24 protein-coding genes are annotated in these 24494 nt (G+C 73.1%); 8 read left to right on the top strand and 16 right to left on the bottom strand.

All coding sequences use genetic code 11. The annotated features are described in order from the left end of the window. From AB0L40_RS16110 to AB0L40_RS16130, 5 genes are all read right to left on the bottom strand, one after another. On the bottom strand, positions 1–909 hold a 909-nt coding region (locus tag AB0L40_RS16110; RefSeq protein WP_364356432.1), incomplete at its 3' end, for a GAF domain-containing protein. A gap of 307 nt (positions 910–1216) precedes the next feature. Continuing rightward, positions 1217–2329 (bottom strand): NAD(P)-dependent alcohol dehydrogenase, encoded by a 1113-nt coding sequence (locus AB0L40_RS16115; RefSeq protein WP_364356435.1) that lies wholly within the window; start codon positions 2327–2329, stop codon positions 1217–1219. A 124-nt stretch (positions 2330–2453) separates the two neighbouring features. Further along, positions 2454–3926 (bottom strand): aldehyde dehydrogenase, encoded by a 1473-nt coding sequence (locus AB0L40_RS16120; protein WP_364356438.1) that lies wholly within the window; start codon positions 3924–3926, stop codon positions 2454–2456. 175 nt (positions 3927–4101) lie between these two features. Beyond that, positions 4102–4419 carry a 2Fe-2S iron-sulfur cluster-binding protein gene (locus tag AB0L40_RS16125; protein WP_364356441.1) on the bottom strand — a complete coding sequence of 106 codons (318 nt, stop codon included), beginning with the start codon at positions 4417–4419 and terminating at the stop codon, positions 4102–4104. 86 nt (positions 4420–4505) lie between these two features. Beyond that, complete coding sequence (locus AB0L40_RS16130) at positions 4506–5837, bottom strand: cytochrome P450 (RefSeq protein ID WP_364356444.1); 1332 nt, start codon at positions 5835–5837, stop codon at positions 4506–4508. A gap of 298 nt (positions 5838–6135) precedes the next feature. On the opposite strand from AB0L40_RS16130, the gene AB0L40_RS16135 reads away from it, so the two are divergent. The 3 genes from AB0L40_RS16135 to AB0L40_RS16145 all read left to right on the top strand — a co-directional run bounded on the left by AB0L40_RS16135 (position 6136) and on the right by AB0L40_RS16145 (position 9770). Then, positions 6136–7818 carry an AMP-binding protein gene (locus AB0L40_RS16135; RefSeq protein WP_364356447.1) on the top strand — a complete coding sequence of 561 codons (1683 nt, stop codon included), beginning with the start codon at positions 6136–6138 and terminating at the stop codon, positions 7816–7818. A 168-nt stretch (positions 7819–7986) separates the two neighbouring features. After that, positions 7987–8682, top strand: a complete 696-nt coding sequence (locus AB0L40_RS16140) for an FCD domain-containing protein (RefSeq protein ID WP_364356450.1) — start codon at positions 7987–7989, stop codon at positions 8680–8682. Positions 8683–8714: 32 nt separating this feature from the next. Beyond that, positions 8715–9770 carry an extradiol ring-cleavage dioxygenase gene (locus AB0L40_RS16145; protein WP_364356453.1) on the top strand — a complete coding sequence of 352 codons (1056 nt, stop codon included), beginning with the start codon at positions 8715–8717 and terminating at the stop codon, positions 9768–9770. 126 nt (positions 9771–9896) lie between these two features. On the opposite strand, the gene AB0L40_RS16150 is transcribed toward AB0L40_RS16145, so the two are convergent. The 8 genes from AB0L40_RS16150 to AB0L40_RS16185 all read right to left on the bottom strand — a co-directional run bounded on the left by AB0L40_RS16150 (position 9897) and on the right by AB0L40_RS16185 (position 16265). Beyond that, positions 9897–10160 carry a ferredoxin family protein gene (locus AB0L40_RS16150; protein WP_364356456.1) on the bottom strand — a complete coding sequence of 88 codons (264 nt, stop codon included), beginning with the start codon at positions 10158–10160 and terminating at the stop codon, positions 9897–9899. 119 nt (positions 10161–10279) lie between these two features. Beyond that, positions 10280–11161 (bottom strand): alpha/beta hydrolase, encoded by an 882-nt coding sequence (locus AB0L40_RS16155; protein WP_364356459.1) that lies wholly within the window; start codon positions 11159–11161, stop codon positions 10280–10282. Continuing rightward, a complete protein-coding gene (locus AB0L40_RS16160) occupies positions 11158–11862 on the bottom strand; it encodes a class II aldolase/adducin family protein (protein WP_364356462.1) in 705 nt (234 codons plus the stop codon). The genes AB0L40_RS16155 and AB0L40_RS16160 overlap by 4 nt, the downstream gene beginning before the upstream one ends. Further along, the gene (locus tag AB0L40_RS16165; protein WP_364356465.1) at positions 11859–12386 is read right to left on the bottom strand and encodes an aromatic-ring-hydroxylating dioxygenase subunit beta; all 528 of its coding nucleotides are present in this window, start codon (positions 12384–12386) and stop codon (positions 11859–11861) included. Before AB0L40_RS16165 ends, AB0L40_RS16160 begins: the two co-directional genes overlap by 4 nt. Next, positions 12387–13145 (bottom strand): SDR family oxidoreductase, encoded by a 759-nt coding sequence (locus AB0L40_RS16170; protein WP_364356468.1) that lies wholly within the window; start codon positions 13143–13145, stop codon positions 12387–12389. Continuing rightward, entirely contained in the window at positions 13142–14485 is a 1344-nt protein-coding gene (locus AB0L40_RS16175) for an aromatic ring-hydroxylating dioxygenase subunit alpha (protein ID WP_364356471.1), read from the bottom strand. Before AB0L40_RS16175 ends, AB0L40_RS16170 begins: the two co-directional genes overlap by 4 nt. After that, complete coding sequence (locus tag AB0L40_RS16180; protein ID WP_364356474.1) at positions 14482–15435, bottom strand: VOC family protein; 954 nt, start codon at positions 15433–15435, stop codon at positions 14482–14484. The genes AB0L40_RS16175 and AB0L40_RS16180 overlap by 4 nt, the downstream gene beginning before the upstream one ends. Before the next feature lie 59 nt (positions 15436–15494). Next, positions 15495–16265 (bottom strand): IclR family transcriptional regulator, encoded by a 771-nt coding sequence (locus AB0L40_RS16185; protein ID WP_364356477.1) that lies wholly within the window; start codon positions 16263–16265, stop codon positions 15495–15497. 103 nt (positions 16266–16368) lie between these two features. Between AB0L40_RS16185 and AB0L40_RS16190 the strand changes: the two genes are divergently transcribed. Genes AB0L40_RS16190 through AB0L40_RS16210 form a run of 5 tightly spaced genes read left to right on the top strand, consistent with a single transcriptional unit; the run spans position 16369 to position 21443 of the window. Beyond that, a complete protein-coding gene (locus AB0L40_RS16190) occupies positions 16369–17190 on the top strand; it encodes a fumarylacetoacetate hydrolase family protein (protein WP_364356480.1) in 822 nt (273 codons plus the stop codon). After that, positions 17187–18101 (top strand): acetaldehyde dehydrogenase (acetylating), encoded by a 915-nt coding sequence (locus AB0L40_RS16195; protein ID WP_364356483.1) that lies wholly within the window; start codon positions 17187–17189, stop codon positions 18099–18101. Before AB0L40_RS16190 ends, AB0L40_RS16195 begins: the two co-directional genes overlap by 4 nt. Further along, positions 18098–19132: a 4-hydroxy-2-oxovalerate aldolase gene (gene dmpG, locus AB0L40_RS16200; RefSeq protein WP_364356486.1), complete on the top strand. Its 1035-nt coding sequence runs from the start codon at positions 18098–18100 to the stop codon at positions 19130–19132. Before AB0L40_RS16195 ends, dmpG begins: the two co-directional genes overlap by 4 nt. Next, positions 19129–20307: a LuxR C-terminal-related transcriptional regulator gene (locus AB0L40_RS16205; protein ID WP_364356490.1), complete on the top strand. Its 1179-nt coding sequence runs from the start codon at positions 19129–19131 to the stop codon at positions 20305–20307. Before dmpG ends, AB0L40_RS16205 begins: the two co-directional genes overlap by 4 nt. Before the next feature lie 11 nt (positions 20308–20318). After that, complete coding sequence (locus AB0L40_RS16210) at positions 20319–21443, top strand: LuxR C-terminal-related transcriptional regulator (RefSeq protein ID WP_364356493.1); 1125 nt, start codon at positions 20319–20321, stop codon at positions 21441–21443. Here AB0L40_RS16210 and AB0L40_RS16215 read toward each other — a convergent pair. The 3 genes from AB0L40_RS16215 to AB0L40_RS16225 form a co-directional block, all read right to left on the bottom strand. After that, on the bottom strand, positions 21427–22281 hold the full coding sequence (locus AB0L40_RS16215) for a hypothetical protein (RefSeq protein ID WP_364356496.1): 855 nt from the start codon (positions 22279–22281) through the stop codon (positions 21427–21429). The two genes, AB0L40_RS16210 and AB0L40_RS16215, sit on opposite strands and share 17 nt — an antisense overlap. Next, the gene (locus AB0L40_RS16220) at positions 22278–23042 is read right to left on the bottom strand and encodes a DUF4386 family protein (RefSeq protein ID WP_364356499.1); all 765 of its coding nucleotides are present in this window, start codon (positions 23040–23042) and stop codon (positions 22278–22280) included. The genes AB0L40_RS16215 and AB0L40_RS16220 overlap by 4 nt, the downstream gene beginning before the upstream one ends. Further along, a partial coding sequence (locus AB0L40_RS16225; protein WP_364356501.1) for a hypothetical protein occupies positions 23039–24494 on the bottom strand: 1456 nt, incomplete at its 5' end. The genes AB0L40_RS16220 and AB0L40_RS16225, both read right to left, overlap by 4 nt.

The following is a 24494-nucleotide window of genomic DNA, read 5'->3' on the forward strand; positions in this document are numbered from 1 at the left end:
GGTCCGCTCCGGCGCGGCCCGCCCGACCAGCGCCCCGTCCGCGTCGCGCAGCTCTACGGCCTGGGCGGTGGCCTCCGCCGCCGCGGCGAGCAGGGCGCCGGGCGTGCCGTCGGCGAGGGTCGCGAAACGGCGCTCCGACGCCGCGAGCCGCCGAAGCGAGCGGCGCTCGGACGCCAGCGCGATCCGCGCGTGCTCGAGCTCCGCGCCGTCCTGGCGCCGCGCGAGCTGGGCGCCGAGCAGCCGGGCGAACGCCGCCGCGACCGCGACCTGGTCGTCCGCGAACCCGCGCCGGCGGTCGCGGTCCTCGACGAGCAGCAGCCCGACCGTCCGGTCGCCCGCGGGGAGCGGAACGGCGAGGACGGCGCCCGTGCTGCGCAGCCCCGCCGCGACGTGCCCGCCGGTCCGTGCGCCGTCGGGCAGCCGCCGCGGCCACCGCGTGCCGGCGATCCCCGCGGCGTCGTCGTCCGCGAGGGAGAGGCGCCGCAGGACGCGCTCCAGCGTCACGGGGTGCGCCGCGCGGCCCAGGTAGGCCCCGGTCGCGGGGTTGCGGACGTACGCGCTGCACCGGTCCCCGACCAGCAGGGCGCAGAGGCGCTCGGCCGCCGCGCGCAGCAGGTCGTCGTCCCCCGCGTCCCCGTGCGTGCCGAGCAGCTCCCCGAAGGCGTGGGCGGCTCGGCGCTCGGGGGGCGCCGCCGGCGTCGCGAGCGCGGTCGGGGTCGCGGGCCCGGCCAGGTTCGCCGGAGCGGCGGACGTCGTCCGTGCGACCGGAGCCGACGGAGCCGCGGGGGCGGTGGTGACCGCCGCGACGCGGACCGGACCGCCGCTGCGGTCCAGGGCGCGTCCGCGAGCGGTCGCCGGCGCGGCCGTCGGGGTCGGGCTGGGAGTCCGGAGCGTCTCGATCGTCGCCATGTCGCACCTTCCGTGGTCGGGGCCGGGAGCGGCGGACTCGGGGCCCGCCGCCGTCGGCGTGCCCCGGTCCCGTCGTCCGGAGGAGGATACCGCTTCCGTGAACGATCGTTTACGTCCTTGGATCGCGGCCGAGGCGGCACTACCGCGGGTGCATCCCCTGCAAAACGGGCCCTTTTGCCACCCTGGGCCCCCGGCGGACCCTGTCGCCCGTCCCCCCGTTGGGAGACGAAGCTCTGCCCCTGGGCCGCCCCGCGCGACCCGCCCGCGGGGCGGTCACGCGGGCGGACGCGCGGGGCGGTGCCGCGCCCTACGCCTCGTCGGGGACGAGGACGGCCTTCACGACCTCGCCGCGGTGCTGCGCGTCGACGGCCTCGTTGATCTCCGACAGCGGGAACGTCGTGATCAGCTTGTCGAACGGGAACTTCCCGGCCCGGTACCAGTCGAGCATCTGCGGGATGAACGTCTCCGGATCGGCGTCGCCCTCCGTGATGCCCTGGACCTTGAGCCCGAGCGCCATGAGCGCGAGGTACGGGACGGGCACCGTGATGTCGAGGCTCGGCGGGACCGCGAGGATGCCGACCTGCGCGTGGTACGCCGCGGCGGTCCCGGTCGCGCCGGCGATCACGCCCGGGATGCCGGTCGTGTCGAGGATGTACTGCGCGCCGCCCGGGGCGATCGCGCGGACGAGCTCGCCGATGTCGCCGGACGTCGGGTCGACCGCGTGGGTCGCGCCGATCTCGATCGCGAGGTCGCGGCGGGCCGCGACCGGCTCCGAGATGATGATGTTCTCGGCCCCCTGGATCGCGCCGGCCATGACGGCCGCCAGGCCGACGGGGCCGCCGCCGAGGACGAGCAGCGTCGAGCCCTGCTCCACCTGCAGCGAGTTGACGATCGCGCCGGCGCCCGTCATCAGGCCGCAGCCGAGCGGCCCGACGAGCTCGAGCGGCACGTCGTCGCCGACGGGCACGACGTTGCGCTCGGTCGTCAGCGCGTAGTTCGCGAACGACGACTGCCCGAAGAAGCTGCCGTGGACCGGGGAGCCGCCGGCCCCGAGCGTCACGGTGCCGTCCCCCTGGACGCCGCCGTAGTTCAGCGGTGCGAAGTTGTGACAGTACGACGGGTCGTGCTGCTCGCAGGACGCGCAGGCGCCGCAGCTCGCGAAGCCGACGGCCACCTTGTCGCCGACCTGGACCTTCGTGACGCCGTCGCCGATCGCGGTGACGATGCCCGAGCCCTCGTGACCGAACACCGCCGGCAGCGGTGCCGGCAGGACCTGGTCCCGCGCGGTCAGGTCGGTGTGGCAGAGGCCGACGCCCTTGATCTCGACCACCAGCTCACCCGCCCGCGGAGCCAGGAGCTCGAGCGTCTCGAGCGTGAAGGGCGCTCCCGCGCCGCGCGTCACTGCTGCCGTGATGTCCATGTGAACTCTCTGCTCCTCTGCGTGATGGGTGACGGGGCGTGCTCGCCCCGGCGGTGCTGCGGCCCGGACGCCGGGTGACGTCCGGGCGGTGGCGGGGTCCGGGGACCCCGCCGACGGGGGTGGATCAGCCCAGCTGCGGCGGGTCGACGTAGATCGTCTGCGTCGCCTGGAAGGCCGACATGCCCTCCGGGCCCAGCTCGCGGCCCAGGCCGCTGGCCTTGACGCCGCCGAACGGCGCCACCGGGTCGTTGACGTAGTGGTTGATGCCGATCGTGCCGGTCTGCACCCGACGGGCGACCGCCAGGCCGCGCTCCTGGTCCTGCGTCCAGACCGTGCCCCCGAGCCCGAACTCCGAGCTGTTGGAGATCGCGATCGCCTCGTCCTCGGTGTCGTACGGGATCACCGAGAGGACCGGCCCGAAGATCTCCTCGCGGGCGATGGTCGAGTTCGGGTCGACGTCGGCGAAGACCGTCGGCTGCACGAAGAAGCCGGCGTCGCGGTCGGGACGGCCGCCGCCCGCGACGACGCGCGCGCCCTCGGCCTTGCCCTTCGCGATGTAGCCCTCGACGCGGTCGCGCTGGCGGGCCGACACGAGCGGGCCGATCTGCGTGGCGTCCTCGGTCGCGTCGCCGATCGTCACGCCGCTCGCCAGCCCGGCGAGCGTCGCGACGACGTCGTCGTAGCGGCTGCGCGGCGCGAGGATCCGGCTGTTGAGCCAGCAGGTCTGGCCGTTGTTGATCAGCATCGAGCCGAAGACGGCGTCGATGTTGCCGGCGAGGTCGCCGTCGTCCAGCACGATCGCGGCGGACTTCCCGCCGAGCTCCAGCGTGACCGGCCGCAGCAGGCGGCCGCAGACCTCGCCGATCTTGCGGCCGGCCTCCGTCGAGCCCGTGAACGCGACCTTGTCGACACCGGGGTGCTGCACGAGGTACGCGCCGACCTCGCGGCCGCCCTGGACGATGTTGATGACGCCGGCCGGGACGCCGGCCTCCTCGGCCGCTTCGGCGATCGTGTACGCGCCGAGCACCGTCTCCGGCGACGGCTTCAGGACGACGGTGCAGCCGGCGGCCAGGAGCGGCGCGAGCTTCAGGAACGTGATCGCCTGCGGGAAGTTCCACGGCACGATCCCGGCGACGACGCCGATCGGCGTGCGACGCACCCGGGTGGAGCCGCCGAGCAGGCCCGGGCGGACCTCCTCGCGGACCTGGGCGTTCGCGAGGGCGGCGTAGTAGCGCGTCACCATCCCGGGGAACGGCCCCTCGAACGCGCGGGCGATCGAGATCGGCATGCCGTTCTGGATCGACGTGCGGCGGGCGCCCTCCTCCTGGCGCGCGTCCAGCGCGACGGCGAAGCGCTCGAGGACCTCGCCGCGGGCCTCCGGCTCCCAGCTCGACCAGCCGCCGGGCGCGTCGAACGCGCGGCGGGCGGCGGACACGGCGACGTCGATGTCGGCCTCGGTGCCGTCGGGGACGGAACCGATCTCCTCCTCCGTCGACGGCGAGACGATCGTGATCCGCGCGTCGCCGGCCGGGGCCGACCAGGCGCCGTCGATGAAGAGGCGGTCGTAGGTGATGTGCTGTTCGGAAACGGTGCTCATGAAGGGACTCCGGTGGGTGATCGACGACCCGTGGCGGGCCGTCGCGTTCGCGCGCGAGTGGATGAGGCGGTTGCCACCGCCGACCGGCATCAGTTTCCGGCGCGGACGTCGGGATGCCGTCGCCCGAGCTGCAGGCTTCCGTATCCCGTTGGGGGGAGCGCGGGGCGCGTGCCGGTCAGTCGGACGGGACGACGACGACCCGGAGACCGTCGGACTCGGGCGTGACGACGAGCTGACACGACAGCCGGGACTCGGCGGTCGCGCCGTCGAGGAACTCGACGAGCTCCAGCTCGTCCTCCGATGGCTCGGGGAAGCGGTCGGCCCAGGCGGCCGGCAGGTGGACGTGGCACGTGGCGCACGAGCACCCGCCGCCGCACTCGGCGACGATCCCGGGCAGGTTGTTGCGGACCGAGCCGTCCATGACGCTCTGCCCTTCGGGCACGTCGACGGTCCGCTCCTCGCCGTCGGCGAGGACGTAGGTGATCTGGGGCATGGGCGGGTTCTCCGGTCAGCGGGCGGCCCGCGTCGGGGCCCCGGCGTCGGCGACGAGCAGGACGGTCGGTCCGAGGACGGCCCGGCTCACCGGAGCTCCAGCCGGAGCGGCAGGTTCTTGAGGCCGCCGACGAAGTTCGTCTGCATGACCTTGCGCTCGCCGGCGATCTCGGCGGAGGCGATGACCGGCAGCAGCTCCTCGAGCATGATCTTCAGCTCGAGCTTCGCGACGTGCTGGCCGATGCACTGGTGCGGGCCGTAGCCGAAGCCGAGGTGGCGGTTCGGCCGGCGCTCCATGTCGAACGCGTCCGGCTGGTCGAAGACGTCCGCGTCGCGGTTGGCCGACTGGTAGAGGACCATGAAGCGGTCGCCCTTGCGGATCTGCTGCCCACGCAGCACGTAGTCCTCCTCCGCTCGGCGCGTGAAGTGCTTGACCGGGGACGCCCAGCGCACGGACTCGTTGACGAGCCCGCCGATGAGGGCGGGGTCGGCCTGCACGCGCGCGAACTGCTCGGGGTGCTGGATCAGCGCCTCGATCGTGCTCGCCAGCGTCGAGGACGTCGTGTCGTGCCCGGCTGTGGCGATCGAGATGAAGTAGCCGTAGGCGACGATCTTGGGGAAGTACTCGCCGTCGTCCTTCCGCGCCCCGGCGACGTGGGTGGCGAGGTCGTCCTTGGGGTTGCTGCGACGTTCCTCGACGATCGCGTCGAAGTGCGCGTAGAAGTCCTTGATCGCCGCGACCCACTGGGCGGCGGCGGCCTCGGGCGAGAGCTCGACGTCCTCGCGCTTCTCGTCGGGGTCCGCGGTGCCGAAGAAGTCCTGCGTGAGGGCCTGCATCCGCGGCTGGTCCTCGGGCGGCATGCCGAACAGATTCATGATCACGTGCAGGGGGTAGTGCATCGTGAAGTCCTTGACGAAGTCCACCTCGCCACCCTGCTCGGCGAGGGTCTTCCGGAGGCCCTCGATGTGCTGGCGGGCGATCGCCCGGATGTTGTCCTCCCAGCGCTTCATGTTCGCCGGGCGGAACCAGTCGAACGCGATGTCCTTGACCTCGGTGTGGTCGGGAGCGTCGAGGTACGGCAGCGCCTCCAGGACGCGCATGCTCCCGTCGTTGATGCTCTTGAGGAACGCGTCGCCGGCCTGGTTGGCGAGGATCGGGTTGTTGGACCCGCGGTCCTCTCCCCCGCCGTTGCTGAAGATCGCCGGCTGCTTCTCGATCTCCATGACGTCCGCGTGACGGCTGACGAGCCAGAGCGGGTCGTAGCCGTCGACCTCGACCTGGGCCAACGGCGCGTTCTCACGGAGCCACCGGTACGCCTCGAACAGGGCAGGCTCGTCGCGATGGCCCTCGGGGAGGACGATCTGGCGCGCGATCTCGTCGGGGACAACGACCGTGGACGGGGACTCGGTGGTGCTCATGTGCGCTCCTGCGGCTGCGACGACGGTGTCCCGCACGGGCCGTCGTGCGGGACGGGCTCCGGGCGGTGGATCGCCGCAGTCTTTCCTGCCGACGGGCGGCTGCCTTCCCCTCGGAGGCAGATCCTGGTCGGTCGTGAGGAGGAGGTCCCGCATCTCGGCCCGCGGGGACGACGGACGAGCCCCGCGTCCCCCCGATTGACCCCTTTCGACCCGTAGACGGGGCCACCCACGGCTGCGTACGGTCCGCACGGGCGGTCGCGGTCGCACCGCCCCGAGCGACGAGAGGCGAGGACCCGAGATGGCAACGCAGACGACCCCCGACCGAACGGCGGCGGCGCGGCTCCAGGACTATGCGACGGAGCGGGGGAGCTTCCGGATCGACGTGCCCGAGACGTTCAACGCCGTCGTCGACATCGTCGAGACGTGGGCGGCCGAGGCGCCGGACGATCTCGCCGTCCTGTCGCTCGGATCGTCGGGCGAGGAGACGGGTCGGCAGACCGCCGGCGATCTGGCGCGGGAGGCTCGCCGGTTCGGCCGCGCGCTGCTCGACCTGGGGGTCGGCAAGGGCGACCGGGTCTTCGTGATGCTCCCTCGCGTCGCCGAGTGGTACACGGCGGTGCTCGGCGCGATCCGCATCGGCGCGATCCCGATGCCGGGGCCGAACCTCCTGACGACCAAGGACATCGCGTACCGGCTGACGGAGTCCGGTGCGGTCGCCGCGATCACGGATCTGTCCGGGGCGGCGAAGATCGACGCGATCGACGCCCCGGTGCCGGCGCTCCGCACCCGGATCGTCACCGGCGACGCCGCTGGCACGACGTCCCCGTGGCTGTCGCTCGACGCCCTCATGGCGCAGGGATCGGGGGCAGACCCGGCCCTCCCGTCCGCACCGACCCACCGCGACGACCCGATGCTCGTGTACTTCACGAGCGGCACGGTCTCGCACCCGAAGATGGTCACCCACGCCCAGGAGTACGGCCTGGCCCACGTGCCGACGGCGCGCTTCTGGCACGACCTGCGCCCCGGCGACCGCCACTGGGCCGTGACCGACCCGGGGTGGGCGAAGGCGGCGTTCGCGACGCTGTTCGGCCAGATGCACGAGCGCGCGACGATCGTCCAGGTCCAGCTCGGCAAGCCCGACGCCGACACGATCCTCGGGATCATCACGCGCCACGGCGTGACCTCGTTCTGCGCGCCACCGACGCTCTACCGGACGCTGGTGCAGGCCGACCTCGGCGCCCACGACCTCTCGGCCCTGCGCCACTGCACCAGCGCCGGCGAGCCCCTGAACCCCGAGGTCATCAAGGTCTGGGCCCGGGGCACCGGCGGCCTCACCGTCTACGACGGCTACGGCCAGACCGAGACCTCCGTGACGATCGCCAACTACCGCGCGGTCGAGGTCCGCCCGGGCTCCATGGGCCTGCCGATGCCCGGCTGGGACGTCGAGGTGCTGGACGACGCGGGTGCGCGCGCCCCCGACGGCGAGGTCGGGAACATCGCCATCCGCGAGGACGGAGAGCACCGTCCCGTCGGGCTCTTCCGCGGCTACGACGGCAACCCCGAGGCCACGGCCGAGCGCTTCCGCGACGGCTGGTACTTCACCGGCGACAAGGCCGCCCGCGACCCCGACGGCTACCTCTGGTTCGAGGGCCGCGACGACGACGTCATCACGTCGTCCGCCTATCGGATCGGCCCGTTCGAGGTGGAGTCCGCGCTCGTAGAGCACCCCGCCGTGATGGAGGCCGCCGTCGTCGGCAAGCCCGACCCCGAGCGCACCGAGATCGTCACCGCCTTCGTCATCCTCGCCGCCGGCCACGAGCCCACCGACGCGCTCGCCAAAGAGCTCCAGGACCACACGAAGACCCTGACCGCGCCCTACAAGTACCCCCGCGAGATCCACTTCGTGACCGAGCTCCCGAAGACCGTCAGCGGCAAGATCCGCCGCACCGAGCTGCGCGACCTGTTGCGCGAACGGGGCTGAGCGCGCGACCGCGGCGGAGGGCGACCGGCCCCTCGCAGCCTGCGGACGCCGCCACTCGCCGACCTGCGCCCCGCCCGTGATCGCCCCACCAGAGGATGCCCGCGGAGGACGGAGTCCCCCACGTCCCCAATCCTGCATATATAAATAGGCAGGAATGAGGACGACGACGTGACCCTGTCCCGCGCGCAACAGGTGGCCGCCGCCATCGAAGACGGCCTGATGGCCGCGCGCGCCCCGGTCGGAAGCCCGCTCGGCCGGCGTACCGATCTGATGGAGCAGCACGGCGTCAGCCCCATGGTCATGAACGAGGCGCTGCGCATCCTGCGCGACCGCGACCTGGTGGCGGTCCGACCGGGCCCCGGCGGCGGCGTGTTCGTGGCGAGCCGGCCTCCGCAGGTCCGCCTCGGCGCGCTCGACCTGTGGTTCTCCGGGTCGGCGACCGACCCGCTCGACCTGTTCGAGGCGCGGAGGCACCTCGAGGACGTGCTGACGTCCGTCGCCCTCGACCGCGCGGGGCCCAACGACGTCCGCGACATGGAGTGGGCCGTCGAGGAGATGCGCGCGACCCAGGACCCCGCGGAGTACCTCGAGGCGAACCTCCGCCTGCACCAGGCGATCGCCCGTGCCGCCCGCATCCCCGTGCTCGCCGGCATGTACGAGACGATCGCCGCGATCATCGTCGGCACCCTCACCCGGGCCGAGCTCCAGCCCGGCCACGAGGACGCGCTGCGGACGAACGTCGAAGTCCACGCAGGGATCGTCGCGGCGATCCGCGACCGCGACCGTGGCGCCTTGGACGGCCTCCTCGCGCTGCATCGGGAGGAGCAGATGCTCAGGATCGACGACCCGCCCACAAGTTTTTGAAACCTGCGTACATGTTTCGGTAGGTTGCCGTCATGGCGGAATTTCTCGGACTGGGCGTGACCCACTACCCGTTGCTGGCGGGCACCGACGAGCACATGGCCGGCCTCTTGCGCTGGACGCTCGGCGACCCGGACATCCCGGAGGAGCTCAAGGACCCCGACTCCTGGTCGGCGTCGATGCGCGCCGAGTGGGACGGCGGCGTCGAGTCGGCCGCCGGCCACCGCCAGGTGCTCCTGGACAACCTCGCACGGTGCCGGAAGGAGCTCGACGAGTTCAAGCCCGACGTGCTCATCGTCTGGGGCGACGACCAGTACGAGAACTTCCGCGAGGAGGTCGTCCCCCCGTTCTGCGTCCTCGCCTACGAGGACCTGGAGGTCCCGGCGTTCGAGGTGATGAACGAGCGCGGGAGCCCCAACGCCTGGGGCCTGCCGGACGACTTCGAGATCACGCTGCACGGGGATCCCGCGACGGCCCGGTCGCTCACCAACGCGCTGATCGACGACGGCTTCGACATGGCCTACTCGTACAAGAAGCGCGCCGGCGCGCACTTCCCGCACGCGATCCTCAACACGCAGCTCTTCCTCGACTACGAGCACGCCGGCGCCGAGCTGCCCTACCCGATCGTCCCGATCACGGTCAACTGCTACGGCCAGCACGCCATCGCCCGCAAGGGCGGCCTCGCACGATTCGCCGACATCCACGACGAGCGTCTCGACCCGGTCGGCCCCACCCCGAGACGCTGCATGGACCTCGGCGCGTCCGTGGTCCGGGCGCTCGCCGGCACCGACAAGCGCGTCGCGCTCGTCGCGTCCTCGAGCTGGTCGCACGCGTTCCTCGTCGACAAGACCTGGCACCTCTGGCCGGACACCCCCGCCGACCGCCGGCTCTACGACGCCTTCGTCGCGGGCGACATGGAGACGTGGCGTGCGGTGACGGGCGCCGAGGTCGTGGACGCGGGCCAGCACGAGATGCTGAACTGGTTCTGCCTGCTCGGAGCCATGCAGGAGCTGGGCATGACGCCCGACTGGTCGACGTTCGTCGAGACGGACGTCTTCAACTCCAACAAGTGCTTCGCGGTCTTCAGCTGAGCACCCGCGGGGCGGCGGGCACCACCCGTCGCTGACGGTGCCCGCCACGGGGCTTCGCCGGAGGAGCCCCGCCGCGATGCGCCGACCGCAGCGCGGTCCGGGCCCCTTGTGACGGGGGTCCGGCGCTCAGACGTTCGCGAAGAAGTCGACGCCCTTGTCGGCGAACGACCTCCACTCCTCCGGTAGCTGGTCCTCCGCGAAGACCGCGTCGACCGGGCAAGCCTCGACGCAGGCGTCGCAGTCGATGCACTCCTCCGGGTCGATGAACAGCTGCTCGGCCTCGTCGTAGCCGGGCTCGTCGGGCGTCGGGTGGATGCAGTCGACCGGACAGACCTCGGTGCACGAGTTGTCCTTGGTGCCGATGCATGGTTGGGCGATGACGTACGCCATGTGGTCTTCCTCTCGGTGGGGGCGGTGGGCAGCGAGGACCACGCCCCGTCCGGCCGTGGCGGGACGGGGCGACGGGTCCCCCGCTGGTATGGCGGGGCGGCGCCGGCGCCGTGCCGCGATCAGTGGCTCGCCGCGGCGACCAGGAAGTCGAGGTGCATCGCGTTGAACGCGTCCGGCTGCTCGAACTGCGGCCAGTGGGCGCAGTCCTCGAGCACCTCGAACCGGCCGTTCGGGAGGTCCTTCGCGGCCTCGCGGGCGAGCTCCGTGCTCTGCCCGGGGTTGTCGACCGTCCAGAGGACCAGCGTCGGGACCTCCAGCCGGGCCATCGTGCCGGGAGCGTAGTAGTCGGTGCCGGGGCGGCTGCCGCGGATCATCCCGATGACGCTCGACATGATCGTCGCGACGCTGTCGAGCATCCCCGGCTGGGTGTAGACGCGGTGGCGGACGCCGATCATCTCGTCGGTCATCCGGTCGGGCGACGAGACGAGCCAGTTCATGCGGTGACGCACGCTCTCGAGCGTCACGCCGGTCTCCGCCATGGCCAGGGTGCGCTGCTCGAGGTCGTCGAGCTGTGCCTGCCCGGGCGCGTCGGGACGCGCCAGGATCCCCGTGTTCAGGACGGCGCGCTCCACCCGCTCCGGGTGCGTGATGCCGACCCACGCGGAGACCATCGCCCCGAGCGATTCGCCGGAGAGGATCGCCGTCTCGGCACCGAGCGCGTCGAGCAGGTCGACGATGTGGCCGGCGAAGGTGTCGAGCGAGTACTCGACGTCGGGCCGGTCGGTGAAGCCGTGCCCGATGAGGTCGGGGGCGACGACGCGGAAGTGCTCCGCCAGCGGGCCGAGGTTCCGACAGTAGGTCTCGGCGTGGCCGCCGGTGCCGTGGAGGAGCAGGAGCACGGGGCCCTCGCCGGCCTCGAGGACGCGCGTCCGGACACCGCCGGCGTCGTAGAAGCGCTCCTGCACACCGGAGCCCATGAGGTCCAGCCAGATCGAGGTCATCGGTTCGTTCCTTCAGAGATCGCTTGCAGGTAGTGCCACACGCGCGCGAGCTGGCGCGGTGCGGGGCCCTCGTCCGACGCGAACGGCGCGGCGGCGGACGCGGGGTACGGCAGGGGGGTCGCCACGGCGTACGCCGCGAGGACGGCCGCGGCGGACCGCTCGAGCAGCCAGGCGCGCGCCACGGCCTCCTCGATCGTCCGTCCGACGGTCACGGAGCCGAACCCCCGCATGAGGATCGCGGGCCCGTCGCCGAGGGCCGCCGCGAGGCGGTCCCCGTGCTCCGGCGTCGTGACGGTGCTGCTGGTCTCGAACACCGGGACCTCGTGGCCGAGGAACAGGCCCATCCCGGTCGTGGCGGGCAGCGGGCGCCCGAGCGTCCCCCACGCCATCGAGCTCGGCCCGTGGTACCGGACGACGCTCGTGACGTCGCGGCGGGCGCGGAGGATCCCGAGGTGGACCGCGGCCTCGCCGGGCAGCAGCGAGGCGTCGCCGCCGCGCACGTCGCCGCCCGGACCGACGCGGACGACGTCCTGGGCGCCACCGACGAGTCCCGGACCGACGCTGCCGGAGATCAGCACGTCCTCGGTGTCGTCGAGCCGGGACGTGACGTGCCCGAACGCCGAGGTCAGTCCCTGGTGCTCGAGGATCCGGCAGGCGACGACCAGGGTCTCGAGGGTCGGCGAGGCGTCGAGACCCGTCACAGGATCATGCTGAGCGCGCCGTTGGGGCTCAGCCGCTCCTGGTCGATCTCGGCGCGGCGACGCCGGATCAGGAACCCGTCGTCGGTGCGCACGAGCGTCATCAGATACCGCGCCACGAAGTGGTCCTGCCGGCCGTGGCGGAACCGGTGGACGAGGATCGACGCCGTGATGTCGAGCTCGTCGTCGCGGGTCTCGAGGACCCGCACGTTGGTGACGAGCCGGCGGGTGCGCGACCACGGGTACTCGCGGTGGGCGTGCCGGCTCTTCAGCCGCTTCACGCGCCACTCCAGCCGCAGTCGGTCGTCGTCGATGAGCGTGAGGTCCTTCGTGGGGTCCCCGTCGTTCAGGTTCGTCGAGGGCACGACGTACGTCGCGTCGTCCGTGAAGAGCGCGATCCAGTCGTCGAGCCGCCACTCGTCGAGGATGGCGGCCTCCTCGATGAGGAACTCCTCGACCTCGAGGCGGAGCATCAGGCGGTCGTGGGTGGTCTGGGGCATGAGGGTGTCCGACATCTGGGGCTCCATTCAGAGCATCGTGCTGCCGCCGTTGACGCTCACGACCTGACCGGTCACGAACGACGCCTGCGGGGAACCGAGGAACGCGACCACGTTGGCGACCTCGTCGACCGTCGCAGGACGGCCCATCGGGATCACGTCGACGGCCTCGTCGAGCATGTGGAGGACGGGCGCCGAGAGCTGGTCGCGGTCCCGCTCCATCTGCACCACCTGATCGGTGAGGACGATGGACGGCGCGACGACGTTGAAGCGCACGCCCCGGGGCGCGAACTCCCGGGCCAGACCGGTCGTGAGCCCGTGGACGCCGCCCTTGGCCGCGTTGTACACGGCGTGCATCGCCAGCCCGTTGCGGACGGAGTCCCCGCCGATCGAGACCACGGCGCCCTGCGACTCCAGGAGCGCCGGGAGCGCCGCCTGGATGCAGTGGATCGTCGTCAGCAGGTTGCGGGAGATCGTCGTGGCGATCGACTCGGCGTCGTGGTCCTGGAACGGACGCAGGACGCCGCCGCCGGCGTTGTTGACGAGCAGGTCGACGCGGCCGTGCTCGCGCACGGTCGCGGCGACCAGCGCCTGTGCCGCCGACGGGTCGCTGAGGTCACCACCGAAGGACAGGGCGTCCCCCTCGGCCTGCGCGGCCTCGCGGGCGACGTCCTCGTCGAGATCGGCGATCACGACGGTCCAGCCGTCGGCACGCAGCCGACGGACGATGGCCCGGCCGATGCCGGCCGCCGCTCCCGTGACGATCGCGACGGACGGGGCGCTGCTCACGTGATGGCCCACGTGCGCTCGGACTCGTCCGTCTCGAGCTCGGCGGGCAGCGGTGCGTCGCCCCAGTCGGTGGCCTCGCGACCCTCCATCTGGGCGACCCACTGCCGCCAGAACGCGCGCATCTGCAGCTCGTCGTCGACCAGCGGCTCCCGCTTCATCCCGCGGGACACGTCGTTCCACTCCACGCCGCCGGCCTCGAAGCCGATCTGGCAGGACTCCAGCGCCTCGACGTCGTCCGGCGTCGCGAAGCCGCCCGGCCCGAGGAACTCGAGGAAGTTGTGCAGACGCGTCTTCAGCGCTTCGCCCTCCCCCTCCTCGACGGGAGCGACCGCCCACGCGTCGATCTCCATGTAGTCGGGCGTCACGGGCCAGAACGTGCGAACCGTCGTCGACATGATGTCGTTGATGACGAGATTGGGGTAGATCAGGATGTTGCGGTTCCACTCGCAGATCCGGTCGGCCCGCTCCGCGCCGTGGCGCTCGACGATGTCGGCCTTCGCGGCCTCGATCGCCGGCTTGGCCTCATCGCCCATGATCGGCACCCAGCGCGCGACGGGCCGGCCCCAGGGGGCCCAGTACTCGACGCAGGCGTGACCGTTGCCGAGCGAGTGGCCGCGGCCGTGCAGCTTCTTGCCGCCCTTGCCGCCGAGGCCGCCGGCCTCGGCGACGTACTCGAAGTACGTCTGGTGGGTCGGCATGCCGTGGTAGCCGTCGATGCTGTTCTCCGCCAGGAGCTTCCAGTTCGCGCGGATCGAGTACTGGTGCGATCCGTCGGCGATGCGCAGCTGGCCCGACGGGGACTGGTCGACGATGAGGTCCAGGTACTCGCGGGCCCCGGCGAGGTAGTCGTACAGCGACTGGATGTCGTGCTGGAAGCTGACGAAGTGGAACCCGCGGTAGCTCTCGAAGCGCGCGACCGGCTTCAGCGACCGCTCGGCGGCGTCGAACGTGCCGCCCTCGTAGCCGTCCTTGCCCGGCACGCCCTTGAGCTGCCCGCGCGAGTTGAACGTCCAGGCGTGGTAGAAGCACTGGAAGGATTTCGCCACGCCCTGGTCCTGCCGGCAGACGATCGCCCCGCGGTGCGGGCAGGTGTTGTGGAACGCGCGGATCTCGCCGTCGTCGCTGCGGACGAAGATGATCGAGCGGCCGGCGATCTTGCGGCGTCGGTACTCGCCCTTCTCGGCGAGCTCCGACTCGTGGCCCAGGTACAGCCACGAGCGCTCGAACACCCGCTGCATCTCCTGCGCATGGATCTCCTTGGAGAGCATGGACGACCGGTGGACCCGGAACGTGCCGTTCTCCTTGTCGTCCTGGATCAGGGACTCGGGCTCGTGGCTCATGCGGTCACCACCGTCTTGGGGAGCGACGTGCCGTCGCGGAAGGTCTCGGGCATCGGGGTACCCCACAGGCTGTTGCCCAGGTGGCCGACGTGCTTGGACCAGTCGATCGCCTCCCAGTCGGGATCGAAGATCAGCAGGCCGCCGGTCCAGATCTCGACCCGGTTGCCGCCCGGCTCCCGGAAGTACAGGAACGTGGCGCCGCTGGTGCCGTGCTTGCCGGGGCCCCACTCGAGCTCGTAGCCATGGTCGATCAGCAGCGTCGCGGCGCGGGCGACCTCGTCGACCGAGTCCACGTAGTACGCGATGTGGTGGAGCTTGCCGCCGTCCTGGTGCGCGTTGCGCGTCAGCGCGGTCTCGTGCGAGACGTTGTTGCACGAGAGCCACGAGCCCCAGCGGCCGCCGTCGGGGCCGTGGATGAAGTAGTTGTGCCGGATCCCGAGCGCGTTCGTGAGGAACTCCTGCTCCGCGACGACGTCGTCGACGATGAACGTGACGTGGTCGAAGCGCCGGACGGCGGCGCCCTGGATGCTGACGCGCGACGGGTGGCTCGGCAGCTTCGACGCGTCCTCAGGCGGCGGGACGTGCTTCTGGACCTCCCAGTAGAGCTCGAACGGCAGGCCGCCCGGGGTCAGGAAGCGCAGCGCGTCGCCGTGGCCGACCTCGTCGGAGCCGGCGGTCCAGGTGGACTCCACGCCGCGCTCGGTGATCGCCGCGTGGATCTGCTCGGCGTCGGCCTTCGTCTTCACGCGCCAGCCCATGTGCCGCAGGCCGGGCTCGGGGCTGTCGGTCAGGACGAGGGTGTGGTGGTCCCAGTCCTGCCAGGCGCGCAGGAAGACGCGGTCGCCGACCGTCTCGGTCACGCGCAGGCCGACGAGATCACGGAAGTACGACACCGACGCGTCCAGGTCGGGGACGAGCAGCTCGGCGTGGCCGATATGGGCGATGGACATGGTGCAGCTCTATCCGGGTCGTGTGAGGGGCGTCAACGCGCATCCCGATATTCGGAATGTCATGGGCCCTCGGCGCTCGCGTCCTGCGCCGTGGCGAGGTGGTCGGAGATCGTCCGCGCCGCCCGCCGCACCGTGCTGGTCAGCGCCGTCTCCGCCCGGACGAACCGCTCCGTGGGCACCGAGATGCTGAGCGCCGCCACCACCCGTCGGTCGTCGTCCACGATCGGGGCGGCGACGCACGAGAGTCCGAGCTGCACCTCCTCGCGGTCGTACGCGACGCCGTCGGCGCGGACGCGGTGCAGCTCGGCGTAGAGCTGCTCGCGGACCACGATCGTGTTCTTCGTCCGGCGCTCGAGGCCGTGCTCGTCGAGCACGACGTCGACGATCCCGGCCTCCTGGTGCGCGAGCAGGACCTTGCCGACCCCGGTGCAGTGCGCCGGCAGCGACGACCCGACGGAGGAGACGGGGATGTCCGCCCCGCGCGCGCCCACGAAGCGGTCGACGTAGACGACCCGCCCGCCGTCGAGCGTGCCGACGTGGACGACCTCGCCGCTGCGGCGGGCGATCGTCGCGGCGACCCGCTGCGCGACGGGCCGGAACGGCGTCGACTCGGTGATCAGCCGTACGAGCTCGAGTGACCGCCAGCCGATCCGGTAGCGCCCGCCCGCCACCCGGCGCAGCAGGCCGATCTCCGCCATGGACGTCATCAGGGCGTGGGCCTTGGACGTCCCGACGCCGAGCGCCTCGGCCATCTCGGCCACGCCGCGCTCGGGATGGTCCTCGTCGTAGGCGTCGAGGACCCGGCCCACGTTGATCACCGTGAGGAGCATGGCCGCCCAGCCTAGGCGGACGCCGTCGACGCCGGGGGAGATTTCATTCCGATTATCCGGATGCTGCTTGCGCACCCCGGGCCCGTGTGGTCCGTTCTCCTGGATGCCGACCACTGACCACCGCCCGCTGGCGGCCACCGAGATCGAGCGCCTGGCCCGCGAGCTGCTCGAGGCCTTCGAGACGGGGTCGCCCGTCGAGCCCCTCACCTCGCGCCCCCACGGCCTCGACGTCGACGACGCCTACCTCGTCCAGCAGCACCTGGTGGCCGCGCACGCCGAGGGCGGCCGCACCGTCGCAGGCCGCAAGATCGGGCTCACCAGCCGCGCCATGCAGCGGCAGCTCGGGGTCGACGAGCCGGACTTCGGGGTCGTGCTCGACTCCCACCTCTACGCCGCCGGCACCACGCTGGACCCGGCGGCGCTCCGGATGATCGCCCCGCGCCTGGAGCCGGAGCTCGCGTTCGTCCTCGGCGAGGAGCTCGGCGGGACGGACCTGACCGTCGACCAGGTGCTCGCCGCGACGAGCGAGATCGTCCCGGTCTTCGAGGTCATCGACTCCCGCGTCGCCGACTGGCGCATCACGCTGCCTGACACGATCGCCGACAACGCCTCGTGCTTCGGCGCGGTGCTCGGCGACCCGGTGCCGCTGGCCTCCGTCGGCGATCTCCGCGAGGTCGAGGTCGTGATGACGCACGACGGCGAGGTCGTCCAGCGCGCCACCGGCGACGCGGTCCTGGGCCACCCCGCCGCCGCCGTCGCCTGGCTCGCACGCGCCGTCGCCCGTTACGACGAGGTGCTGCCCGCCGGCCAGCCGATCCTCGCCGGATCGTTCACCTCCGCCGTCCCCGCGGACCCGGGCCGCTACGAGGCCGTCTTCTCGGGGGGCGCCGGCTCCGTCGCGGTCACGCTCGGAGCGGGTCGATGACCGCATCGGCGACGAAGGTCGCGATCATCGGCACGGGCAACATCGGGACCGACCTGCTCATGAAGCTGCGGGCGAGCGCGAGCATGGAGGTCGCGTGCTTCGCCGGGATCGACCCCGGGTCCTCCGGCATCGCCCGGGCCCGCGACCTCGGCGTCCCCGTGTCCACGGACGGGATCGACGGGGTGCTCGAGTGCGAGGACGTCCGGATCGTGTTCGACGCGACGTCGGCCGGCGCCCACCGCGCCCACGCCCCGAGGCTCGAGGCCGCCGGCAAGCTCGCCGTCGACCTCACCCCCGCCCACCTCGGGCCGCTCGTCGTCCCGGCGGTCAATCTGCACGAGCACCTCGGGGCGCCGAACGTGAACCTGATCACCTGCGGCGGCCAGGCCACGATCCCGATCGTCCACGCGCTGAGCCGCGTGAGCCCGCTGCGCTACGCCGAGATGGTCTCCACGATCTCCAGCCGCTCCGCCGGCCCGGGGACGCGCCAGAACATCGACGAGTTCACCCGCACGACGTCCGGCGCGCTGCAGGAGGTCGGCGGCGCCGCCGAGGGCAAGGCCATCATGATCCTGAACCCGGCCGACCCGCCGATCCTGATGGGCAACACGCTCTTCGCGGTCCCGACCGACCCGGAGATCGACGAGGACGCGCTGCGCCGGTCGGTGGACGAGATGGTCGAGCAGGTCTCGCGGTACGTCCCGGGCTACCGCCTGAAGACCCCGCTGGTGATCGACCGCCAGTGGACGCCATGGGGCGAGACGCCCGTGATCATCGTGATGCTGCAGGTCGAGGGCGCGGGCGACTTCCTGCCGCCCTACGCCGGCAACCTCGACATCATGACCTCGGCCGCCCGTCAGGTCGGGGAACGCTGGGTCCAGGCCGAGCGCGAAGGGCTGGTGGCCGCATGACGCGCACCATCCGCGTCACCGACACGACCCTGCGGGACGGGTCGCACCCGATGCGCCACGCGTTCACCGTCGACCAGGTCGAGGCGATCGTCACCGCCCTGGACGCCAGCGGCGTGTCGCTCATCGAGGTGACCCACGGCGACGGCCTCGGCGGCTCCTCGCTGCAGTACGGGATGTCGCACGTCCCGGAGCTCGAGCTGATCGAGCGCGCCGCGAGCCTCGCCGACCGGGCGAGGATCGCGGTCCTCCTGCTCCCGGGCGTCGGCACGCGTCGCGACCTCCAGGCCGCCGCCGAGCGGGGCGCCCGGGCCGTTCGCATCGCGACCCACTGCACCGAGGCGGACATCTCGGAGCAGCACTTCGCCGCCGCCGGGGAGCTCGGCCTCGAGGCGATCGGCTTCTTGATGATGGCCCACATGATCGAGCCCGCGGCGCTGGCCGAGCAGGCGAGCCTGATGGCGGGCTTCGGCGCCCGGTGCGTGTACATCGTGGACTCCGCCGGGGCGATGGTCCCGAGCGACGTCCGTTCCCGGGTCGCCGCGCTCCTCGAGGTCGCCCCCGAGGTCGGCTTCCACGGGCACAACAACATGGGCCTCGGGATCGGGAACACGATCACGGCCGTGGAGGCCGGCGCGAGCCGGATCGACGGGTGCCTCCGCGGCCTCGGGGCCGGAGCGGGCAACGCCGCGACCGAGCTGCTCGCGGCCGTCCTGCACCAGTCGGGCCTCGACACGGGGCTCGACGTCTTCGGGCTCTCCGACGCGGCGGAGCAGATCGTCAAGCCGATCATGCCGTTCCAGCCGTTCCCCGACCGCGAGTCCCTCGCACTCGGCTTCGCGGGCGTCTATTCGACGTTCCTGCTCCACGCGAAGCGCCACAGCGAGCGGCTGGGCATCGACCCCCGTGACGTCCTCGTCGAGCTGGGGCGCCGCAAGGCCGTCGCCGGCCAGGAGGACTGGATCGTCGACGTCGCCGGCGAGATCGCGGCCCGCGGCGACCGCGCCCCTGCGAAGGAAGGACGCTCAGCGTGAGCACCAGCGGCCCCGCCCGAGTCCCGCGGATCCGGCTCGTCGAGCCCGATGCGCTCTCGACCCGCATCCGCGCGATCGTCGAGCGCGCCGTGGCGGCCGGCATGGTCGCGCGGTCCGCCGTCGCCCCGGCGGCGGACCTGGCGGCGTCCGTCGCCACCGCGCGCGGCGGCGTCGAGCACGAGCTCGGGAAGGCGTCGTCGCGACCGCGGATCCGCGAGCTGTGCGCGCTCCTGACCGAGCTCGACGAGGCGCAGCGGACGCTGGAGGCCCACGAGCGGTCGTGGGAGGTCCGCGAGCTCGGGCGCATCCGGACGGCGGTCGAGGAGCTCCGCGGGCTCGACGCGGCCGCGGTCATCGCCGCCGCTCCCCGGGAGCTCTGCGCCTACCTCGACTTCGGCAGGGCGATGGTGTCGTCCGTCGAGCAGTCCGTGTGGCTGCCCGGCCGGGTGCACTACGACCCCGAGCTGGGCGCGGAGACGACGCCGCTCGTGGCGTACATCGCGGAGGCCCGGATCCCTCTCCAGCACACGATGCTCGAGACCGAGGTCGTCCGACGGCAGATCGCCACGGTGGTCCCCGACGTCCGGGACGAGCCCGGCATCTTCCCGGAGATCGTCGACGCCGCCCGGACCTCCGCGTACATCACCGCGCCCGTCAGCGCGCGGGGCCGCGCCATCGGGCTCTTCCACGTCGACCGCCCGCGGTCCGGCGCGCCGTTGGAGGTGCGCGACCGCGACCGCGTCGCGGCGTTCACGTCGTGCTTCGCCCTCGTCTACGAGCAGGCCGTCCTCCGCCACCAGCTCCAGGCCCAGCGGGAGCGGGCCCACGACACGTTCCGTCGCACCGAGGAGCTGCTGGCCCGCATCGAGGAGGCCGACCTGGAGCTCCGCGACGCCCAGCGGATGACGGTCGCCCCGGAGCCGGCCACGGGCGACGAGGGCACGGTTCCACCGCCGTCCGCGATCGTGGACGGCCTGCTGACGGCCCGCGAGCGGGAGGTCGTCGCCCTGATGGCGACCGGCGCCACCAACCTCGAGATCGGCAAGCGTCTGGTGATCTCGGAGGGCACCGTGAAGTGCCACGTCGGACACATCCTGGGCAAGCTGCGCGCCCCGTCCCGCGCGGCGGCGATCGCGAAGTACGCCCGGATCACCCAGCGGCACCACGCGGCCTGAGGAGCGATCCCGTGCCTGCCCCGGTCGCCCCCGCATCCTCGGCCGCCGACGTGATCCGCGCGGCGAACCGCTGCCTCGATCGCCTCCGCCGCATCGGCCTCGGGCTCTATCTCCCCGCGGTGCATCCGGAGGCGCTCGACGAGGCCGACCGGACGCTCACCGCCGCGGCGGGGCGCATCACCTTCGAGCTGGAGTCCGCTTCGGCGTCCCGCACCGTCACGCTCTCGAAGGCCCTCGCGGACGTCCTGGCCGTGCGTCGACGGGTCGCGGCCTTCGGCCGGGACGAGCGGCGGCGGCCCATCGCGGCGCTGGACCGCGCCATCGACCGGCTCCGCGTCGTCCCGACGTCGTCCGCGCTGCGCGCCCAGCTCTGCTCGGAGGCCGCCCGGGCGTGCGGCTTCGAGCGGGTCCACGTCTCCGCCGTCCAGGACGGGGCGTGGACGGTCATCGACGCGTTCAGCACCCGCGGGGTGCCGACCGCCGACGCGCTGCTGGCCGGCATCGCGCTCGACGGCTCGACGCCCGAGCGGCGCTGCATCGAGGAGGACCGCCCGGTGCTCGCCGGGCCCGGGGACGCCCCACCGTCGGCGTTGGCCGCCGAGGCCATCGGGCCCGCGTACGTCGTCGCGCCGATCGCCGCCCCGTCGGGCCTGATCGGGCTCCTGCACGCCGACCACCACCCGACCGACCGCCCCGTCGACCGGCTCGACTCCGAGCTGCTCGGCCGGTTCGCCGGGAGCTTCGCCGACGTCTTCGAGCGCGCGTCGCTCGGGGAGCGGCTGGCCCGGCAACGGCGCACGATCATCGAGGGCCTCGAGCGGGAGGCGCGCGAGGCCGAGCGCCTGGCGGGGACCGAGCTCACGTTGGGCATCCGGGCTCCCGAGCCGGCGGACCCCCACGGCCGCGGCATCGACGAACGGCGCTCGAACGTCACGATCGACGAGCTCCTGACCGCCCGCGAGCGCGACGTCGTCGTGCTGCTCGTCGACGGCGCCTCGAACGCCATGATCGCCAAGCGCCTGGTGATCACCGTCGGGACGGTCAAGTCGCACGTCAAGCGGATCCTGCGCAAGCTGGGCGCGAAGAACCGCTCCGAGGTGATCTCGCGCTACCTGGAGCTCACGGCCCCGGACTGACGCGGAGGGGCGGCTCCTCGACCGGCTCGGGCAGCGTGACGCGCCAGCGGTCCATCGCGTCCTGGAGGACGGCGATCTCCTCGATCAGGACCTCCGGGTCGATGCCGCCGACCGCCGACCGCCCACCGGGCGACGGCCCCGCGGGCAGGTCGTGGGCGCCGAGGAGCTCCGCGTCGAGGAGCTCCCGTCCGGCCCGCAGCGCGGCGGCCGCGGAGCGCAGTCTCCCGTGGTTCGCCTCCCGGGCGGCCAGCGCGACGAGCTCCTCGCCCTCGAGCATCGCCACGGCGCCGCGGAGCGCGAGCCCGACCGCCTCGCCACGGCGCAGCAGCTCCGAGCGCGACGGCTTGCGGATCGCGGCGGGGCCCTCGCGGAAGCACGTGCCGTCGGCGCCCTTGAACGCGTCGGCGGGCGAGACGTGACCGAACGCGGTGCCGAGGAGATCGGCGTCCGTGAGCTCCACCGCGTACGGATCGCGCATCGTGATCCGCAGCGCCCGGACCGCCGTGTTCACCACCTGCAGGGCGGCGTTGCGCCACGCGTCGCGGTCGTGCTGCGAGGATCGCCACCCCCGCAGCGCGTCCTCGGCCTCGCGGGCAGGGAGCGGCTGGGACGCCCGCAGCAGCGTCGCCTCCGTGGTCGACGGCTCGTCGGGCTCGCGGGCCTTCGGGACGTCGCGCACGATCAGGACGTCGGCGCTGCCGACCGTCTTGGGCAGCCCCGTCGCGCGGTTGACCTCGACGGGCGTCGCACCGGGGCGCTCCTCCCCCACCACGTAGCTGCCCGGGACGAGCCCGACGGGACGGTCGGCGAGGATCCGGACGTACATGAGGTGGGTCATCGGCCGACCCCCGGGGCGACCGCGCCGGACGTCGAGTCGTCGTCCCACGGGATCATCCGGCCCTCCTCCCACGCGCGCGGCAGTCCGCCGGGCCACCAGCCCCACGCGACGAACGCGAGGCTCACGAGCCAGCCCATGAACAGGGCGTCGCCGATCGGCAGGAACGCGCCGATCACCGCGGCGCCGACGCCCCAGTAGCCGAGCGTGCGGGTCAGGAGCCCGCAGGCCATCGCCCGCCACGAGAGCAGCACGATCCAGACGCCGAACAGGACGTGGGCGGCGATCTCGAGGACGCGGGTCGCCTGGACGGCGCCGCTGTCGTCCAGCAGCGCCTCCGCCCGGGCCGACGTCTGGGCCCCGGCCGCGAAGTCCTGCGCCGCGCCGTGGGCGGCCAGATAGCTGCCCGCGATCGCGGCCGCGAGGACGAGCGGGGCGACTGCGGTCAGCCACCGCAGCACCCCCGCCGGCCGACCGTCGCGATCCGCCGTGGCCTTCACGAAGAACAGGCCGACCGCGATGACGAGCACGACGCTGAGGCACCGCAGCACGACGACCATGGTCTCGCTGCCGGCGTTCTCGCGCAGGTTCTGCAGCACGAGGACCTTCTGGCCGCCCTCGTCCGCGAGGGGCGTGCCCCGGGCGACGCCCGACGCGAGGGCGAGGGCGGCGAAGGTGCCGATCGTCGCCACGAACCCCGCGGTCCCCGCGGCCCGGCCGGCCACGTGCTCTCGATCGAGATCGACGGTCGTCTTGGTGCTCATGCGACGTCTCCGGGTAGGACCTTGCCGAGCAGCGCGGTCCGGCCGCGATCGTCCGGTGCCGCCCTCCGCTCGCGCGATGCCATGAGGCGCGGGACGAGCCACAGCGCGGCGGCGGCGCAGACGATCGTCTCGACCGCCAGCAGCACGCCGAACTGCCCGAGTAGCTCGACGCGGCCGGGTTGCAGCAGCGCTGCCGAGGCGAGGAGGACGATCGAGGAGGCCACGACCGTCCGCCGGACGGCCGGGATCGCCACCGTGCCGTCGAAGCTGCGTCGCCGACGCGCCTCACCGTCGATCATCAGCGCGAATTGCGTCCCCAGCACGACCCCCAGCGGCACGAGCGACAGGCTCAGCGGCGTGAGGGGGCTGCCGGTGGCGCGGGCCGTCAGCACGGCGCTCGTCGCCCCGAGGATGCCCGGGACGACCACCACGACGGCGCGGCGGGCCGCGAGCCCGGTCAGGAGCAATACGCCGAGCACGGCGAGGAGCGTAGCGGCGGGCAACCACACCCGGGAGATCCTCATCGCGTCGTCGGAGGCGGCGGCGAGCGCCACCGTTCCGACCAGGCGAGCCTGCGTCCCGGGTGGGGTCCCGCCGAGCATGGACCGCGCCCGGTCCACGGCCGCCGTGGGGTCGCCGACGGCGGCCGGCGACAGCGCGAAGGTCAGCTCCGCGCGCTCGCGGCCCAGCACGGCGCCCAGGACGTCCGCCGGCACGGCCTGCAGGCGACGGCGGACCTGCGCAGCCGTCTGCACCGCCTCGCCGTCGACGATCTCCCCGAGGTTCGGACCGGGCACGGCAGACCGGAACGACTCGGCGGTACGGGTGCCGACGGCCTGCATCCATTGCAGCGCCCCGGGCGACCGCACCCGACCGGTGACGGCGACCCGCAGACCCCCGGCGTGTCCTGCGGAGCGCTGCACCGCCTCGGCAGCGCGCCGCTCCGTCGAGTCCCTCGGGCCGAGCGTCGCCGTTCCGGAGACGGCATCGTTCGTGGTGGCAACGCCGAGAGCGACGCCGACGAGCAGGAGCGCCCCGGCGGCCCCCGCCGCGGCCGGGAGCCGCCGGCGGACCGGGGCGGCGTTTAGCGCCGAGCTCGTTGGCGCGTCGTCGGCCGTCGCGATCCGGGGACCGTCGGTGCCGTCGTCCGGCGAACCACCGGCGGGGGGCGGCACTGCGGTGCGGAGCGGCACGGGGTCTGCGGACGACCCGGTGCCCGGCTGCACACGGCGCGGTGGGGCCGACTCCCCCCGGGCCAGAAGCCGCGGCGCGACCCAGAGGCCGAGCGCCGCGGACGTCGCCGTCCCCAGGGCGACGGTGAGGCCGAAGCGGATCGCGAGCGGCACCCCCGTCACGACCAGAAGCCCCGCGGCGACCGCGGCGAGCGCGGTCGACAGCAGGATCTCCGGACGGCTCCGCCGCGCCGCGGTGACCCACCCGCGGCCGGCCGCC

The organism is Patulibacter sp. NPDC049589, from assembly GCF_040675535.1.
In the GTDB taxonomy this organism is placed as follows: Bacteria; Actinomycetota; Thermoleophilia; order Solirubrobacterales; family Solirubrobacteraceae; genus Patulibacter.